Origin of the sequence: Mesorhizobium sp. C268A (assembly GCF_040324475.1) — a bacterium.
Taxonomy (GTDB): Bacteria; Pseudomonadota; Alphaproteobacteria; order Rhizobiales; family Rhizobiaceae; genus Mesorhizobium.
In genome coordinates this window covers 5400299-5417429 of record NZ_JAMYVX010000001.1, presented here as the reverse complement: position 1 = coordinate 5417429, position 17131 = coordinate 5400299, and the positions used below count along the sequence as shown (strand labels likewise).

At 61.0% G+C, this 17131-nt stretch carries 16 protein-coding genes and 1 pseudogene; 13 read left to right on the top strand and 4 right to left on the bottom strand.

Annotated features, from left to right (window positions below; translation table 11 throughout):
- Positions 1-39 precede the first annotated feature (39 nt).
- A complete protein-coding gene (locus NKL06_RS26435; RefSeq protein ID WP_023691374.1) occupies positions 40-750 on the bottom strand; it encodes a GntR family transcriptional regulator in 711 nt (236 codons plus the stop codon).
- Between the two features lie 205 nt (positions 751-955).
- Here NKL06_RS26435 and NKL06_RS26430 point away from each other — a divergent pair, with 205 nt between their 5' ends.
- From NKL06_RS26430 to NKL06_RS26405, 6 genes are all read left to right on the top strand, one after another.
- A complete protein-coding gene (locus tag NKL06_RS26430; protein ID WP_023668101.1) occupies positions 956-2434 on the top strand; it encodes an ABC transporter substrate-binding protein in 1479 nt (492 codons plus the stop codon).
- An 81-nt stretch (positions 2435-2515) separates the two neighbouring features.
- Complete coding sequence (locus tag NKL06_RS26425) at positions 2516-3475, top strand: carbohydrate ABC transporter permease (RefSeq protein WP_023691376.1); 960 nt, start codon at positions 2516-2518, stop codon at positions 3473-3475.
- The gene (locus NKL06_RS26420) at positions 3472-4362 is read left to right on the top strand and encodes a carbohydrate ABC transporter permease (protein WP_023691377.1); all 891 of its coding nucleotides are present in this window, start codon (positions 3472-3474) and stop codon (positions 4360-4362) included. Before NKL06_RS26425 ends, NKL06_RS26420 begins: the two co-directional genes overlap by 4 nt.
- A gap of 124 nt (positions 4363-4486) precedes the next feature.
- Complete coding sequence (locus NKL06_RS26415) at positions 4487-5584, top strand: ABC transporter ATP-binding protein (RefSeq protein WP_023691379.1); 1098 nt, start codon at positions 4487-4489, stop codon at positions 5582-5584.
- A gap of 31 nt (positions 5585-5615) precedes the next feature.
- Positions 5616-6779, top strand: coding sequence for a mandelate racemase/muconate lactonizing enzyme family protein (locus tag NKL06_RS26410; protein ID WP_023691380.1), 1164 nt, complete (start codon positions 5616-5618; stop codon positions 6777-6779).
- 23 nt (positions 6780-6802) lie between these two features.
- Positions 6803-7546 carry a ribonuclease activity regulator RraA gene (locus NKL06_RS26405; protein ID WP_023668095.1) on the top strand — a complete coding sequence of 248 codons (744 nt, stop codon included), beginning with the start codon at positions 6803-6805 and terminating at the stop codon, positions 7544-7546.
- Between the two features lie 79 nt (positions 7547-7625).
- Here NKL06_RS26405 and NKL06_RS26400 read toward each other — a convergent pair whose 3' ends face one another.
- Positions 7626-8762 carry a DUF930 domain-containing protein gene (locus NKL06_RS26400; RefSeq protein WP_023691381.1) on the bottom strand — a complete coding sequence of 379 codons (1137 nt, stop codon included), beginning with the start codon at positions 8760-8762 and terminating at the stop codon, positions 7626-7628.
- A 141-nt stretch (positions 8763-8903) separates the two neighbouring features.
- Positions 8904-9059 carry a YjiS-like domain-containing protein gene (locus NKL06_RS26395; protein ID WP_023681184.1) on the bottom strand — a complete coding sequence of 52 codons (156 nt, stop codon included), beginning with the start codon at positions 9057-9059 and terminating at the stop codon, positions 8904-8906.
- Positions 9060-9292: 233 nt separating this feature from the next.
- Between NKL06_RS26395 and NKL06_RS26390 the strand changes: the two genes are divergently transcribed.
- From NKL06_RS26390 to NKL06_RS32780, 7 genes and pseudogenes are all read left to right on the top strand, one after another.
- Positions 9293-10162 carry a LysR family transcriptional regulator gene (locus NKL06_RS26390; RefSeq protein WP_023691382.1) on the top strand — a complete coding sequence of 290 codons (870 nt, stop codon included), beginning with the start codon at positions 9293-9295 and terminating at the stop codon, positions 10160-10162.
- 322 nt (positions 10163-10484) lie between these two features.
- Positions 10485-11465 carry a cell division protein FtsZ gene (ftsZ, locus tag NKL06_RS26385; protein WP_031198409.1) on the top strand — a complete coding sequence of 327 codons (981 nt, stop codon included), beginning with the start codon at positions 10485-10487 and terminating at the stop codon, positions 11463-11465.
- A 453-nt stretch (positions 11466-11918) separates the two neighbouring features.
- Complete coding sequence (locus tag NKL06_RS26380; protein WP_023691383.1) at positions 11919-12560, top strand: hypothetical protein; 642 nt, start codon at positions 11919-11921, stop codon at positions 12558-12560.
- 183 nt (positions 12561-12743) lie between these two features.
- Positions 12744-13715, top strand: coding sequence for an SDR family oxidoreductase (locus tag NKL06_RS26375; protein ID WP_023687856.1), 972 nt, complete (start codon positions 12744-12746; stop codon positions 13713-13715).
- A gap of 264 nt (positions 13716-13979) precedes the next feature.
- Complete coding sequence (locus NKL06_RS26370; RefSeq protein WP_023691385.1) at positions 13980-14297, top strand: hypothetical protein; 318 nt, start codon at positions 13980-13982, stop codon at positions 14295-14297.
- Positions 14298-14323: 26 nt separating this feature from the next.
- Complete coding sequence (locus NKL06_RS26365; protein ID WP_023691386.1) at positions 14324-14500, top strand: PCC domain-containing protein; 177 nt, start codon at positions 14324-14326, stop codon at positions 14498-14500.
- A pseudogene (locus tag NKL06_RS32780) lies at positions 14493-14921 on the top strand (GFA family protein). The gene NKL06_RS26365 and the pseudogene NKL06_RS32780 overlap by 8 nt, the downstream one beginning before the upstream one ends.
- A gap of 118 nt (positions 14922-15039) precedes the next feature.
- On the opposite strand, the gene NKL06_RS26355 reads toward NKL06_RS32780, so the two are convergent.
- Positions 15040-17121 (bottom strand): PAS domain-containing hybrid sensor histidine kinase/response regulator, encoded by a 2082-nt coding sequence (locus NKL06_RS26355; protein WP_352581143.1) that lies wholly within the window; start codon positions 17119-17121, stop codon positions 15040-15042.
- Between the last annotated feature and the right edge of the window lie 10 nt (positions 17122-17131).

Sequence of the window (17131 nt, the reverse complement as noted above, 5' to 3'; positions counted from 1 at the left end):
GTCTGATGGCCGGACCAATGATTTTCTGGGCTGGAAATTCTATCCGGCCCGAGCGGCGTTGCGCGCACGCATCTGTTCGAGAACGTGCCGGCCAGAACCCTCGACATGGCGGGCAATGAGCTCGGCCGCCTCGTCGGCATTTCCGGCTTTGATATGCGCGATGAGCTCGCGGTGTTCACGCATGATGGCGGCCCGCCGCGCGAGCGTGAAATTGAAACGCCGGCTCACGGCTCGCAGCACTTCGCGATGCTTCCACCAAAGCTCGGCGGCATGGCGGTTGTAGTGGCGCTGGTACATTACGGTGTGGAAGGCGGTATCCAGTTCACTGTGCCGCAATGTGTCGGTGAAGTTGTTCTCTTCGATCAGAGCCTGGATGCGTTCGAGTTCGGCGATGTCCTCGCCGGTCGCCATGTTCACGAACCATCGCGTCAGGGCCGGCTCGATCAGGACTCCGATCTCGTAGATATCCCGGACGAAATCCTGGTCTATGGGTCGGACGCGGGCGCCACGGTTGGCGACAAAGGTGACGAAGCCCTCCCCTCGCAACAGCTGCAGCGCCTCGCGTACGGGGTTGGTCGAGGTGCCGTGACGCCGGGCGAGATCGGTAACCACAAGTCGTTCGTTGGCGGCGAGCCGTCCCTCGATGATGTCTTCCCGGATCAGCTCATAAAGCGAGGCGCCCTCGCTGGACGCCGCGATGGGATCAATCCCCACGGGTGGCTCTGCTTTGAAATCACTTGTTTCGGCCAAAGCCGGCTCCCCCGATTAGTACATCACATGCTTGATATCATACACGCGTTTTGCAAACAATGTACGATCGGGTGCGTTGACAGGCAATCCACGATCTGAAAACGTACCAGATGATCGAAGGGATACATTGAGCAGAAGGACACATCCCGCACGGTCGAACGAGCCCCTTGGCGCACGGCGGCATGGGAGAATCTGGGAGGATACTATGACGAGGATTACACTCGGCGGTGCCGTCCTGCGCGGCACAGTCGCCACTGCTTTGATGGCGTCGCTCATGTCGGGATCGGCGCTGGGTTCGCCGCCGGTCGATTTGAGCAAGTGGTCGCCGGAATATGTGCGCTCCATCGCCGGCACACAGGATTTCGACACGGCCGCCGATTGCGGCAAGGTCACTCCGCTCGACTACAAGGGGCGACTGACGTTCTGGTATCAGGGTGTGTTCGAGGGCGACCCCGATCTCCTGCGCCAGTACTACAAGGATTTCTTCGAGACCTTCCGCAAGACCTATCCGAACATCCAGCTCGAGGATCAGGCCCTCACCTACAACGACCTTCTCGACAAATTCCGCACGGCGCTGCTCGGCAATGCGGCGCCGATGGCGGTCCGCCTGCAAATCCTGGGTGGAACCGAGTTCGCCTCGAAGGGTTATCTGCAGCCGCTCAAGCCGGAAGATGTGGGCTATCCCACAGAGGATTTCTGGCCCGGCGCCATGAAGGCGGTAACCTGGGATGGCGTGACCTACGGCATTCCCACCAACAATGAGACGATGGCGTTCATCTGGAACGCCGACATTTTCAAGCGTGCGGGCCTCGATCCGGACAAGGCTCCGGCTACCTGGGACGACGTCGTCAAATATTCCAAGCAGATCCATGACAAGCTCGGCATTGCCGGCTACGGCCTCGTGGCGCGAAAGAACGCCGGCAACACGCCGTACCGCTTCATGCCGCAGCTATGGGCCTATGGCGGCGGTGTCTTCGACGAAGCCTCCGCGAACCCGACCTATAAGGAGGTCGAGCTCAATAGCCCGCAGAGCAAGGCGGCGTTGCAAGCCTCCTACGACATGTATGTTCGCGACAAGTCGGTTCCGGTTTCGGCCCTCACCAACCAGCAGGCCGATAACCAGCCCCTGTTCGTCGCCGGCCAACTCGGCATGATGGTCTCGCACCCGTCCGACTATAACGTCATGCTCGACCTGCAGAAGAAGGCAACGGGCGCCGACAAGGATAAGGCGCAGACCGTCATCGACAACATGCGCTATGGCCTGATTCCGACCGGCCCCGACGGCAAGCGGGCGGTCGTGTTTGGTGGCTCGAACATTCACATCCTGAAGCCCGAATATGTCGAGGGCGGCAAGGTGGACGAGCCGGCCGCAAAGGCCATCATCTGCATGTGGACGAGCCCTGAATGGTCGTTGAAGATGGCGTATGCCGGCTCGAACCCAGGCAACCTCAACGGCTTCAAGACCAAATGGATGAAGGAACGTCTGGACAACATCAAGTTCCTCGATGTCACGACCTCGATGTTGCCATACGGCATTCCGTTTCCGGCGCTGCCGCAATCGCCCGAGATCATGAATATCATCGTCCCGGACATGCTGCAGAACGCCCTGACCGGAGCGATGACCGTCGATCAGGCAGCGGACGACGCGGCCGAGAAGGTGAAAAACCTGATGGACGGACTCTAGTCCGGGCCTGACCTGCGATCCGACCGGCTGCGCCGATAGTGCGTGCAGCCGGTTTGCTCCGAACAACAAGGGCACGCCATCGTGACGATCGTGACCGGGAAGGCCGAGGCTCGCCGAAGATTGCAACCCGGTAGCTCCGGGGTGCTGCGGAATATCTGGGAGCATCGCGCCGACTACGCTTACGTGCTTCCAGCGATCGCCGTGATGCTCATCGTCATCGCCTATCCGATCTACTACACGGTCGAGCTGTCGTTCTTTAAGACGCCGCCTGGCCTGCAGCTCCGCGACAAGACCTTCATCGGATTGGACAACTACACGGCCATCCTCACCAGCCAGGTGTTCTGGAAAGTCACCCTGAACACCCTGATCTGGACGATCGCATCCACCTTCGTTGCCTTTGCCTTGGGGTTTGCCGCCGCGCTGGCGCTCCACCGCGAGTTTATCGGCCGGGGTGTCCTGCGCGCTGTCCTGATCATTCCTTGGGTCATCAGCGCGGTTGCCGCCTCCTATATCTGGAAGTGGATCTACCATTCGGACTTCGGCATCATCGGCGCGGTGCTGGTCGGCCTCGGATTGGCTGACCGGCCGCCCAACTTCATCGACAACGTCAGCACGGTGCTGCCCTCCTTGATCGTCGTCAATATCTGGCGCGAGTTTCCGTTTGCCATGATCATGATGATGGCCGGCTTGCAGACGGTCCCCGACCAGTTGCTGCGCGCCGCGGAAGTCGACGGGGCCAATGCATGGCAGCGTTTCTGGCACGTCACCTTCCCGCATCTGCGCAACGTCTCGACGGTGACGATCCTGTTGCTCGCGGTGGCCAATTTCAATTCCTTCATCATCCCGTGGATCATGACCGGTGGCGGGCCGTCGAACGCGTCGCATATCTGGATCACCCACATCTATGAGCTCGCCTTCGGCCGTCAGCGATGGGGTGTCGCATCGGCCTATTCGGTACTCCTGTTCCTCATGCTGATGGTGCTGGGCTACTTCTACGTTCGTGCGCTGGCCGGCAACGAGCGCAACGAGGGGAGCGCATGAGCACGATCGTCGAGACAGCCCCTCGAGGTCCAGCCCGGCGCCGCATGCGCATCGACGGATGGCGTTGGGCCGGGCGCGTCTTCCTCGTGTTCATGCTGCTTTACACCGCGTTGCCGATGATCTGGATGCTGATCACATCGATCAAGTCCGGGTTCGCGGCGATGCAGTTCCCGCCGCAATGGTGGCCGGAAGAGCCTACCCTGGCCAGCTACCAAAAGCTGCTCGATCCGCAAAACAGCGTCGGCCAGGACTTCCTGCGTTTTTTCTGGAACAGCCTCTACGTGTCCACGGTCACCACAATCCTTTCGGTGATCGTGGCCGTTCCTGCGGCCTACGCGTTTTCGCGCTTTCGTTTCCCCGGACGAAACTTCCTGTTCTTCACCGTGCTTTTGCGCAACATGTTCCCGGCGGTGATCTTTCTCGTGCCCCTCTTCATCCTGATGCGCGCGATCGGGCTGGTGAACACGCATGGCTCGCTCATTCTCACCTATCTCACCTTCGGCCTGCCGCTGGCGATCTGGCTGCTCAAGGGCTTTTACGACAACATTCCGGTGCAGCTCGAGCAGGCGGCGCGGATCGATGGGGCGACCCGGTTCCAGGCCTTCATCCTGATCGTGATGCCTCTGTCGACGCCCGGTATCATCGCCACCGCGATCTATTCCTTCATTGGCGCCTGGAACGAGTACATCTATGCCTACACCTTCCTTTCCAAGAACGAGCAGTTGACCCTGCCGGTCGGCATACAGCGTTTCTTCTCGGAGAATACGACGGACTTTCCGGGCCTGATGGCGGCCAGCTTCATGATGAGCGTGCCCGTCGTGGTGCTGTTCCTCCTCCTGCAACGATACTTCGTACGCGCCCTTACAGAAGGCGCGGTCAAACACTAGAGCCGGATGATTTCAGGTCTGTTCGACCTGAAATCTGAATGCGCCTCTAAATCAAAGAGATAGAGCATGATGTCGTCCGAAAACCGCTTCACACTTTTCGGCATCATGCCGTAGGGAGTTGCCGATGGCCCACGTGGTCCTGAGAGATCTCGTCAAGACCTATGGCGGCTTCAAAGCTGTCAACGACGTTTCGCTGACGGTCAATGACGGCGAGTTCGTTGCGCTCGTCGGCCCTTCGGGCTGCGGCAAGACAACCACGCTCAATCTTGTCGCGGGATTGATCCCGGTCACATCGGGCGACATCGTCATCGGCGACCGCGTGGTCAACGACCTCGACCCCAAGGACCGGGACATCGCGATGGTGTTCCAGAACTACGCGCTCTACCCGCAGAAATCGGTCTACAAGAACCTGGCGTTCCCGCTGCAGATGCGCAAGCTGCCCAGGGACGAGATCGACAGGAAGGTCAAGGAAGCGGCGCGCGTGCTCGACATGACGCACCTTCTCGAGCGCAAGCCGCGCGAACTTTCAGGCGGGCAGCAGCAACGTGTCGCCTTGGGGCGCGCCCTCGTCCGCGACCCTGCCGTTTTCCTCATGGACGAGCCGCTCTCCAACCTCGACGCCAAACTGCGCGTGCAGATGCGCTCGGAGATCAAGCGCTTCCACCAGGACCTCAAGGCGACCATCATCTATGTCACGCACGACCAGCTCGAAGCCGTGACCATGGCCGACAAGATGGCGGTGATGAACAGCGGCTACCTGTTGCAATACGATTCTCCGGCGCAGGTCTTTGCCCATCCGGTGAACATGTTCGTCGCCAGCTTCATCGGCAGCCCGGCGATGAGCCTTGTTCCACTGGAGGCATCGACAGCAAACGGCAACACTGCGTTGACCGGCGCGGAGGGCTGGAGCCTTGAGCTCTCGCCGCTCAACGCCCGGAAGGTTGCGGGGGCAACGTCGAGGAAAGTCGTGCTCGGCGCACGTCACTCGACCATCAGGCTCCACAAGAGCGCGGTGCCAGGCAGCGTCCCGGCCAAGGCCTATACAGTGGAGCCGACCGGAGACGTCACCTTCGTGCAGGCGTTGCTGTCAGGCGCCATCGTCAACATCAGCGTGTCCCCCAACATCGCCGTCGCACCTGACGAGCAGATCTGGCTCGAGTTCGACCAGGAGCGGCTGCATCTGTTCGATGGCGAAACTGAACTGGCCCTCAAGGCCGGCTGAGACAAGACGGGGTTCATTGGGAACGTTGGGGATGACTGAAAAGCTTAAGATCACCGCGATCAAGCCCTATCCTGTGTGGGTTGGAACGCGCAATCAGATGCTCGTCAAGATCGAGACCGACCAGGGCGTCTTCGGCTGGGGCGAGAGCGGCTTGAGCGGGCGCGAAAAGGCCGTTGCCGGCGCGGTCGAGCATTTTCGCGAGTTTCTCATCGGCCGTGACCCGATGCAGATCGGGCGGATCTGGCAGGAGGCCTATCGCAGCCAGTACTTCGAAGGCGGGCGCGTTCTGCAGGCGGCTATCTCCGCCATCGACATCGCCCTTCACGACATCAAGGGCAAGGCGCTGGGGGTGCCGGTCTACGAACTGCTGGGCGGCAAGCAGCGCGACTGCATCCCCACCTTCGCCTCGACCGGAGACGAGGCCGAGGGCGACGTCGCCATCGAACGAGCCCGGGAGCTGCGCGCACGGGGGTGGCAGGCGATCCGCTTCTTCCCCGTAGGGCAAAGCAGCAGGGACATCTTCGAACCCCGCGAGTCGATCGGCGCTACCGCGAGCATGCTGAACAAGGCGCGCGAGGCGCTGGGCGACGACGTCGTCCTCGGCATCGACTATCATCATCGGCTGTCGGTGGCAGAGGCGGCGAGCTTCTGCAACAAGCTCGGCCGCGGCGTGCTTGATTTTCTCGAGGAGCCGATCCGCGACGAGACACCTGAAGCCTACGAATCCCTGCGCAGGATGACCGACATTCCCTTTGCCATCGGCGAGGAATTTGCCAGCAAGTGGCAGTTCCTGCCCTACATCGAGCGCGGCATCCATCAGTTCAACCGGCTCGATGTCTGCAATGTCGGCGGGCTCACCGAGGCGATGAAGGTCGCTGGCTGGAGCGAGGCGCATTATGTCGACCTGATGCCGCACAATCCGCTTGGTCCGGTGTGCACGGCCGCGACCCTGCATCTCGCCGCCGCTGTACCCAACTTCGCGTGGCTCGAGACCAGGGAACCCGAGACGAAGCTGGGCTTCGACAATTCCGACTTCTTCCCCGTGCAGCCACGGCTCGACGGTCCCGACTATCCGGTAAGCGACCTGCCGGGGCTCGGCGTCGAGGTCAACGAAGCGGCGGTCCGGGCGGAGGCTTTTCGTTTCTGGGAAGCGCCTCACCTCAGGCGCCGGGACGGGTCTGTTACGAACTGGTAGTTCCATCTCAACCGGAGTCCACAATGACGCATATCCCTGACATCACGCGACCGCCCAAAGACCTCATTGACGCCCTGAGGGAAATCGGCGCCGCGACGGTTGCCGGCACGCTAGGCCACATGGGTTTCCGCAATCCGCACATGGTCGGTCCGGTGGCGCAGAACCATGGGAAGTCGATCGTCGGGCCGGCGCTGACGCTGCAGTTCCTGCCGCAGCGGCCGGACCTCTTCAGCGAGGGAGAATACGCCGACCCGGAAACGCAACTGCACCGGCACGTGCTCTATCACGCGCAGGAAGGCGATGTGGTCGTCGTCGACGCGCGCGGTGACATGAGCTCGGGCGTCTTCGGCGATATGATGTCGACCTACTTCAAGGGCAGAGGCGGCGCGGGCATCGTCATCGATGGATGCATGCGCGACCGGCCGAATGTCGAAAAGCTCGATCTGCCGCTATGGCTGCGCGGCTGGACGCCCAACTACCATGTGCAAACCAGCATCTATCCGAACGCCGTCAACGTTCCGATCGCCTGCGGCGGTGTCACGGTGATCCCGGGCGACATTATCATCGCAGACGACGATGGGGTGGTAGTGCTTCCCGTCGCAATGGCCGCAAAGGTGATCGAAGAATCCCGGAAGCATCACGATTGGGAAGAGTTCTCGCGAGAGAAGCTGATGCAGGGCGCACCGCTGCAGCGCTACTATCCGCTGCATGACGATGCCCGCGGCGAATATGAGGAGTGGCGCAAGGCCAACCGCCCGGCGGATTGAGATGCAACCACGCGGCACCCAATCACAGCGCCTTGGACATAAACCAGTCGCCCAGCGCGTGGGCATGATAACGCGCAGGCTATCCCCCCGAATGCTGCCGGCGAAGTTCCTGTTCAAGCTGAGCGCTTTCGGCTGGCGAGGCGGCAGACCCGACATGAGAGTCGAAGGACAACACTCGCGTCGCGTCGGTGTCGACCTCACACCGGAAGCTCACATGGTACCATCCGATCGTTGCGCGAAAGGCCGCATCCGGATCTATAACAATATTGCCCGACTTCAGCGGTCTCATTGGTAGCCACTCGGGAGAAAACTCGGCGCCCTTCAGCTCCTCGGCCAACACGTTGGCGCAAAGTGTGGCAACGCGCTCACCGCGAGACATGCCGTCGGTCGCGGTGGTGCCGAATGCATTGCCGGTAGCGCCGTGCGAGAAGAGCTCGCGGACGCCCGGAAGGCCCGAGTAAGCCCCGGCTGAGGCCACCTCCGTGGAGCTAGGCTTCCTGGCGCCTCCGCCTCCAGGCTTCGAGACCTTTGCAGGGCTGCGCTTCGGCGCGTTTTCGGGCCTGGCCTTCGGCGCCTGGGCCGATGCAGGAAGCTCGATCTCACCATCATCGCCGGGGGTGGCCAACGGCGTCGCGGCTGCCTGCTTGTCAGCATCTTGCGGCTCTTGTTTGTCTGCTCCCTGCTTGCTCGCGTCCTCGGTTGCCTGCTTCTCCTGGGTCGGCTCGGAGGCTGCGGTTGCCGGCTTCTCCTCGGTCTTGGTCGTACCCGCCGGCTCCCCGGAGTCTGGCGACGCGGCGGGTTTGCTCTCGACGTCCTTCGGCTCACCTGGCGGCTTCGTATCCTTGTCCTTGACCGGTGTCGGCGAATTATCCTGCGCGCTGGCTCCATCCAGGGATTTCCTGGGGCCGGTATCCTTGTCGCCGAACTGGAATACAGGTTTCAGCACCTCGAGCGCCGGCGGCTTTTCCGCTACAGGCTTTTCTACTTTCGGTTCCGGTTGCTTTTGCGCTTCAGGCTTTGGAGGCGGCGGGGGCTCAGGCTTCGGCGGTTCGGGTGGCGGGACGAGTGCGACATTGACCGGTTCCTCCTCCTGCGGCTGCTGGGCAGGAACGGGCAGGCCATAGACCAGGAACGCGGTGATGAGCGCATGCAGGACCAGCGATGCGGGCAAGGCCCACAGCAAGGTCCGACGCCGCTCGGATTTCTCGGTCTTCATCCCTCACGATGTGGAGCGAAACTGCGGCGGCATCAAGCGTGGCAACCGTATTGGCGCATTCAGCCGCAGCTCAGCAGTGAGGAGACGACGCCTGATTGCTTCTCGCCGCCGGCTCCATTCTCTGCATGCCCGCCTCCAATCTCAGCGACGCAGGCTGGCGTCGCGGGCACGCTCGCGGAGCTCTTCGCGAGAAAGGCCCGCATCCGCCAATATGCTGTCTGGAAGCCGCCTCAAGCTCGCAAGCGTCTGGCGATAGGCAAGCCAGCGGGCGAAACGGTGTCGAAGTTCATGCAACATATCGTCTCCTTGAGAGCGAAATACCTCACGCTCTTGAGTTGGTCGAAAACGCAAAGCAATCGCGCAAAGCGTATGCACGATCAAAGGATTGGACTGACTTCCTGGCCAACCGAGGTGCCTGTCTTTGTCCCACCAGGGCAGGAATTTCCAGCGCCTCCAACGGCTGCATACTTGCGCATGATGTCCGCTTCGCGCTACAGCCACGGTCGCAAGGAGTTTTTCATTTCTGCAAAATGGATATTGGCTGGGACGATCTGAGGTTGTTTCTCGACGTTGCGCGGCTGGGTGGCCTGAGCGCGGCTACGGCAACCACGCGCCTCAGCGCAGCCACACTCGGACGACGCGTCACCGCGCTCGAAAAGCAGATCGGCGAAGCGCTGTTCGTACGGCAGCAGACCGGCTACCGGCTAACCCCGGTCGGTGAAGAACTGCTGCGGCGCGCCGAAGACGTCGAAGCAGCAATGCAGTCGCTGACCCGCTGGCGCGAGGGAAACCTGCCCGACCGCATTGTCCGCGTCTCGGCCGGGCCTTGGACCTCGGCCTTCGTTTCTGCCCATATCGGCGAAATCTGGACGGTCGATGACGGCATCAGGGTGGAACTCGTCACCACCACCGACCGGGTCGACATCGGTCGCCGCGCCGCCGATATCGGCATCCGCAGCGAGCGCCCGACCGAACAGTGGCTGGCCGGCCGTCAGAGCGGCAAGGTCGCGTATGCCATCTATTCCGGACGCCACCTGATCAACGGCATCGCCGCCGGGTTGTTCGTCGGCGTCACCGGCGAAGGGGCAAACATTGCCTCGGCGCGCTGGCTGCAAGCCCATCACGGCGACCGCATCGCCGTGCGCGGCAACAACACCCATTCGGTGCGAGAACTTGTGGCCGCGGGCGCCGGCCTTTCCGTCTTTCCGTGCTTCGTCGGCGACAGCGATCCGCGGCTGGTTCGTGTCGCTCAGCCTATCCCCGAACTCGAAACCGACCAGTGGATCGTCACCCATCATGAGGAACGCCACTCCCCGCCGGTACGAAAGATTGCCAACCGGATTGCCGCTCTGATGCGGGCCCATCAGCCGTTGTTTCGCGGCAAGATGCCGATCCGCTAAGCGTCAGGCGTCGCTCGGTCGCCAGATTCTCAAGGTTCTCGCGCGTGAGGCGGGCGCGTGAAGCTTGGAGGGGTTGGATCCCGGAGATTGTGGATTTTCGCTGGCCAGAATCCGAGCCGATTCCGGAACATCGGACTGGAGACCCATTCAAAAGGTCGGCTCATTCAGGCGTATATGGTACAAGTCCCACATCTTGTCTTGCCGCAAAGTTCACCCTCTGATTCCCTGTGCCAAGGCGATAGAACCTGATTCTTGCACCTGGCGTGTTCAAGCGGCGCGTTCCGGGAACCTTTTGTCGACCAATTCCAAGGAGAACAAGACGATGAGCACCGCGGCAAGGCCCGTCATCTCTGAAATGCGACCGAAGATAACCGTTATTGGTGTCGGCGGTGGCGGCGGCAACGCGGTCAACAACATGATTGCCGAAAATCTGCAGGGTGCGGAGTTCATCGTCGCCAACACCGATGCCCAGGCACTGACCATGTCGAAAGCATCGCGGCTGATCCAGCTGGGCGCCCATGTCACGGAAGGCCTGGGCGCCGGGTCGCTGCCCGCGGTCGGCCGCGCGGCAGCCGAGGAATCGATCGACGAGATCAGGGACCACCTTGCGGGAACCCATATGTGCTTCGTGACCGCCGGCATGGGAGGCGGAACTGGAACCGGTGCCGCGCCTGTCATAGCGAACGCTGCACGGGCAGCCGGCATCCTGACGGTGGCGGTCGTCACCAAGCCGTTCACCTTCGAAGGGAAGCGCCGCATGCAAGCCGCCGAAGAGGGCATCGAGCAGCTTCGCGAATGCGCCGATACCGTGATCGTTATTCCGAACCAGAACCTCTTCAGGATCGCCGACGCAAAGACGACTTTCGCGGACGCCTTCGCCATGGCTGATCGCGTCCTTTATTCCGGCGTCGGCTGCATAACCGATCTCATCGTCAAGGAGGGGCTGATCAATCTCGACTTCGCCGACGTGAAGTCGGTGATGCGCGACATGGGCCGCGCAATGATGGGTACCGGGGAAGCCACGGGCGAGGACCGCGCCAGGAAGGCCGCCGAAGCGGCGATAGCAAACCCGCTTCTCGACGAAGCCTCGATGATCGGCGCCAAGGGCGTCCTGGTCTCGATCTCGGGCGGCATGGACATGACGCTGTTCGAAGTCGATGAGGCCGCCACCCGCATCCGCGAGGAGGTCGACGCCGACGCCGACATCATCGTCGGCGCCATATTCGACCGGGCACTCGCCGGAAAGTTCAGGGTCTCAGTCGTGGCGACAGGATTGCGGCAGGGACTGGAGATGCCGCAGTAGGCAGGATCCGGGCTGCTGATTTATGAGTCTGGTGGACGTGGTCATGGGCTTCGCCACCGAAAAGTTTGGCCCGCAAGCCCGCACCATTGAACCTGCCGGTGAATTCGCGTTGCCGGCCTAGGGACCGAATTTGTTTCGAGGCCGCTGCCACGAATGCGCGAACTCGCATCAGCGCCGCCGCGGAACCGCCCCCAACTGCAACCGCCGCGAATGCGCTTCGACCCGGATCCCCAACAGGAGGCCATACGGATTGACCACGGCAGACATTTCGCCTGCGATATGGCCAGCATCTGCTGACCACATGATCGGCCCTTTCTGATCGCTGATGCGGGCTCGCTGGATATGGCACAATAAAACCGGCATGGATCAGACGTCGGGAGCATCCAGTGGCGGCCAGCCTCGCAAGCGCTATATCGAAGAAAAACTCAGGTCGACCCGACAGGAGCATACTCCATGGCTGACACGCCGACACCCGATGCTTCGTTTCTCGCGGCCCTGACGACAGAGCATTTCGTGCAGCAGACAGCGATCAGCACGTCCATAAGTGAAATGGCGTCGCGAACGACCATCTACATTATGGCTCTGTCGAGCGCTCTGGTGGCAACGGGCTTTGTTACGCAGTCCTCCGAGTTCTTCCTGCCGTTTGTCGCGGTTGTGCTGCCATCGGTCTTTTTACTGGGTGCCTTTACCGTCTTGAGGTTGGTCGACATCGCCGCTGAGAACATGCAGGCCCATATCGGCATTGCCCGGATCAGAGCCTACTATCGAACTTTGGGCGACGAGGCTGCCTTCCAGTTTTCCAAGGAATTCGGTCGCTGGCCCGAAAATGACGCCGAACCTTCTCTTCGTACTGGGCCTCTCCTGGCGTACCTGACCACTGCAGCGACTATGATCGCATTCATAAATGCCATCGTCGCTGCGGCGGGCGTTACTCTGCTTGCGTTTCGTGTCGGTGCAGAACTATTGCTCGCGCTGTGTCTTGGTGCTGGAACAGCAATCGGCTTGATGACGATTTTCTATTTATACCAGCGCCTTCGGACGAAAGGCATGGTCCGCATTGCCAAACCCTATGGTTCTGAAAAAAGCGTGCTTTGAGCGGGTAATGAATGTGGTGTTTGTCTGAACGCCGCCGGCATGGCAATTCCGATCTCATTGACGACCAATGCTCCACGCTCTTCGCAGGCTGTTCGCAATGGCGAGCCCTTTCGGGATCGAGATATTTGCGCAAACTTTTTTGCCCGGCATGCGTTGTTCGTTCTCCGAGCACAGGAGAAAGCCATGCAGACTAAGTCGCAGACTTCAGCTGAAGCCGCCAAGCAACGCCATATCCAGCGTGGTATCGACGCCAAAGACGAGACGAAGAGCAATGGCAAAATGCAACAAGCGATGCAAGCCGGCGCCCGCAAATATCCCGAGCCGCCTTTTCCCGAGCAGCATCAACCCAAACCGGGGCATGAATGGGCGATCGAGCCCGCTCCGCTCTACGATGCGCCTTACTACCTCGGATCGAAAAAACTCGACGACAAGGTAGCGCTTATCACGGGTGGTGATTCCGGCATCGGCCGTTCGGTGGCAGTCTTGTTCGCCCGCGAGGGCGCCGACATTGCGATCGTATACTTGAGTGAAGACAGGGACGCCGAAGCGACCAAAAACGCCGTCGAAAAGGAAGGCCGGCGTTGCATACTGATAAAAGCCGATGTCAGTGAACGCGAGCATTGCCGCAACGCCGTGGCGCTGACGGTCGAAAAATTCGGCAGGATCGACGTGCTGGTCAACAACGCCGCTTTCCAAATCCATTCCAGTGACTTCAACGACCTGACCGAGGAACATTTCGACACGACGCTGAAGACCAATCTTTACGGCTATTTCCACATGGCGCAGGAGAGCGTGCCGCACATGGAGCCGGGCTCCGCGATCATCAATACCGGTTCGGTGACCGGCATCGACGGTTCCAAGCAACTGGTTGACTATTCGATGACCAAGGGCGGCATTCATGCCTTCACGCGAGCGCTTTCGGGCAATCTGATCGGCAAGGGCATCCGGGTAAACGCGGTCGCGCCAGGTCCGGTGTGGACGCCGCTCAACCCTTCGGACAAGGAAGCCGACGACGTCTCGAAATTCGGCGCGGATACGCCGATGAAACGGCCAGCGCAACCGGAAGAACTTGCCCCGGCTTACGTGTTCCTCGCCTCGTCGCATTGCTCGAGTTACATCACGGGAGAGATCCTGCCGGTGGTCGGTGGCTACTGAGGTCGCGGAACGTATTTCATTGCGTTGGCTACCGAGTAGACGGCACGCGACGACGTCGTCTCCAGGGAGACGCTTGCCGCGCTCGATCGCTTCAAGAAAAGCGTGATCGGTGCCGTGCGCCGCTTCACGGCACCCGCCACGGCCCCGGAGCAATAGCGCTCCGTGTTGGTCGAAATCCTCGCCCGCGTTTCAGTTTTCTGAATTTCCACTTGGAACTCTCCCGCCGGCATCCCGTTCAAACATCATTGAGCCAGGAGAACGACCATGCCACGAGGCGACAAATCGAAATACAGCGACAAACAGGAACGCAAAGCCGACCACATTGCCGAAGGCTATGAGAAGCGCGGTGTTTCCGAGAAGGAATCCGAGCGGCGGGCATGGGCGACCGTCAACAAGGACGATGGCGGCGGCAAGAAAGAAGGCGGCGCGGGTCGTGGTAAACACACCGGACACCCCGCGGCCCACAAGGGTGGGAAAAGCGGCGGCAAGGCATCGGCTTCACGGTCAGCCGCAAGCCGATCGGAATCGGCAAAGAAGGCAGCGGCAACCCGCAAGCGGAATGCCGAGCACCATGCCCATTAACTGCCCCGCAACAGGTTCGGAACGCGATGAAACCCAAGCTCGCTAACCAGGTCAGCGGGCAAAGAATTTTCGTCGTGGTGCTCGACCTCGGCGACGAAGGCTTCGGCGCGCTGACAGCCTTCGCAACCGACCAAAACCTCGGCAGTGCCTCTTTGACTGCGATCGGAGCGTTCGGCGCCGCCTTGATCGATCTTGATGCGTGAGGTTGGCAAGCGCCTACCCGGCTCCTTGGCCATCCATGGCAATGTCTCTGTGGCAGGATCCGATTCAGCGCCGGGATCGAACCGAGGGTTCACTACTGCCAACTGCGATATGTGCAGACGAGCGACCGGCAGCGCGTTTGCAGTTCTTGCCTGGATGCCCTGCAAAAGCCTGACCTGGAATTCCGGAAAGCCAACATAACGAAGGTCTTCGCCGATTGCGCAAAGAGGCTTCTGCCCAGAATGCGGGTCGCCGCTCAGCCTTTGCTACGACGCGTCGCCAACCGAGATCGCGCTGCACGTCGGTACCTTCGATGATCCGGCTCATCTGGAGCCTCGGTACAACTATGGTTCAGCGCAGCGCCTTGGTTGGGTGTGCTGCGGAATAGACCTACCGGACCGCGACACCGAGGAGCGCTGGTAGCGCCGCCTGTTGCGAATGACCTAGATTGCCGATCAGGAATGCGGCCCTTGTCGCCGTGCCCCGAAAGTGCGGTCTCGATCTGCCCGGCCTGCCGACGTGGCCAGACCGTCGACAAGCCCTAAGCGCTAGCCGGTTTTGATCCTTTGGGGGCCGCATTCTCTATCGCGAGGAAAATCGCTTCGAACAGATCCTCGTCGCGGAAGGGCTTGCCGAGCAAGGGCACGTCGGCCGGCCGATCGGCAATCTCCCGGGCATCGGCATAGCCCGTGATCATGACCGCTGGCCAGTCCGAGCGCAAATTGCGCGCGAAGCGGATCACGTCGACGCCGGATACGAGTGGCATGGCGAAGTCGGTGATAATGACGTCGAACTGGTTGGGAGTGCGCTCCATCATGGCCAGCGCCTCCGCCCCTCCTCCCGCGCAGGTCACCTCGAAACCACGTTGGCGAAGGGACTCGGCGGTCAATTGCCGCAAAACATGGCTGTCGTCGATCAGGAGGATTGATGGGTGCTCCATCCCGGCATCGGCGAACGCTCGTTCAATGTCGGGTTCCACCACAGGATCGACCGGCTGTTCGGTCGATCGTGGCAGCCAGAGTTGCATGGTAGTTCCGCGGTTAACGACGCTTTCTATGCGAAGTGTCCCACCTGACTGCTTCATGAAGCCGTAGACCGTGCTGAGGCCGAGGCCCGTTCCCTTACCGACCGGCTTGGTGGTGAAGAACGGTTCGACGACCTTGGCGACAAGATCGGGGGGTATGCCGGATCCGGTGTCCTTGACGGCGATCATGACATAGTCGCCCGGCGGAATATCCTCTGTTGGCGTCCCGATCGATCGATTCTGCGCATGCACGGTTATTGTCCCGCCAGAGGGCATGGCGTCACGCGCGTTGAAAACCAGATTCATCAAGGCCAATTCAAGTTGGCCTGCATCGACATGCACCAGCCAGATCGTGTCATCGATCTGCCAGTCGAAACGGATCAACCCCCCCAGCACGGGCGCCACCAATCCGTTCATCGTGTCGCCCAGCGCAGCAAGGCGCACCGCTTCCGGCTTCAGGGTCTGGCGCCGCGAGAATGCCAGCATTCGCGCGACAAGGTCAGCGCCTTGTTTTGCAGAACGCCGCGTCAGGTCGAGTACCTGTTGCGCCTGATCATCCAACGCAGCCCGCCGTTCAAGCAGCCCTAACCCACTGAGAATTGCGGCGAGCAGGTTGTTGAAATCATGCGCCAGGCCGCCGGTTAGCTTGCCGATAGCGTCGATGCGCTGGGATTGAAGCAGCTGATCCTCAAGACCGCGCCGCTCGGTGATGTCAAGCAATGTGCCGATGATTTCCGGTTCACGGCCATCTGAGCCGTCCGACATCACCCCCTGGTCGAGAAAAATGCGATACTCGCCATTGGCGCATTGCCAGCGGAACTCGCACGTATAGGAGCCGGTGGTTTTTGCCGCCAGCAGCGCTTCCTTCAATCGCGGCAGATCGTCGGGATGAACGCGGCTGAGACCGAACTCCGGATCCGATGTCAGGTATTCAGGCGCAAAGCCGGTCAAGCGCTCGACGCCCTCGGTAACAAAGCGCGCCGCGAAGGGTGGCTCGGCTGCCCGAGCATGAAAGCAGACCGGCAACGAATTCAGGATGGCATCCTGCCGTTGCTCGGCGCTGCGCAGCGCGCGTTCGGCCTGAAGCTTGTCCTTGTGCGCCTGCAACGCCTGCGCCAATAGTCCCTGCTCGACCTCCGCCTTGCGCTGGATCTCGAGCGTCTTCTCGTGGAGTTCGACGAAAACCGCGACTTTCGAACGCAGCATGATCGGATCGAATGGCTTGAACACATAGTCGACCGCGCCGGCATCATAGCCGCGCAGCATATGCGCATCCTCCTTGTTGATGGCGGTCAAGAAGATGATTGGGGTGCGCTTGGATTGCTCGCGCTGGCGGATAAGTGCGGCCGTTTCATACCCGTCCAACCCTGGCATGAGGACATCCAGGAGAATGACGGCGAACTCCTCTTTCAGCAAAAAGCGCAGAGCCTCTTCGCCCGATTGGGCGCAGATGACCTCTCCGATAGTCGCGAGCACTTCGCTGATCGCCAGCAGATTGCGCTCATCGTCGTCCACCGCCAGGATACGGGCTCTTGCCGGCCCTTCGGCAAGAGCTGCCACCTCAAGTTTCCTTACCCTGTTTCTTGCCAGCTTTTGCATCGAACGGCCG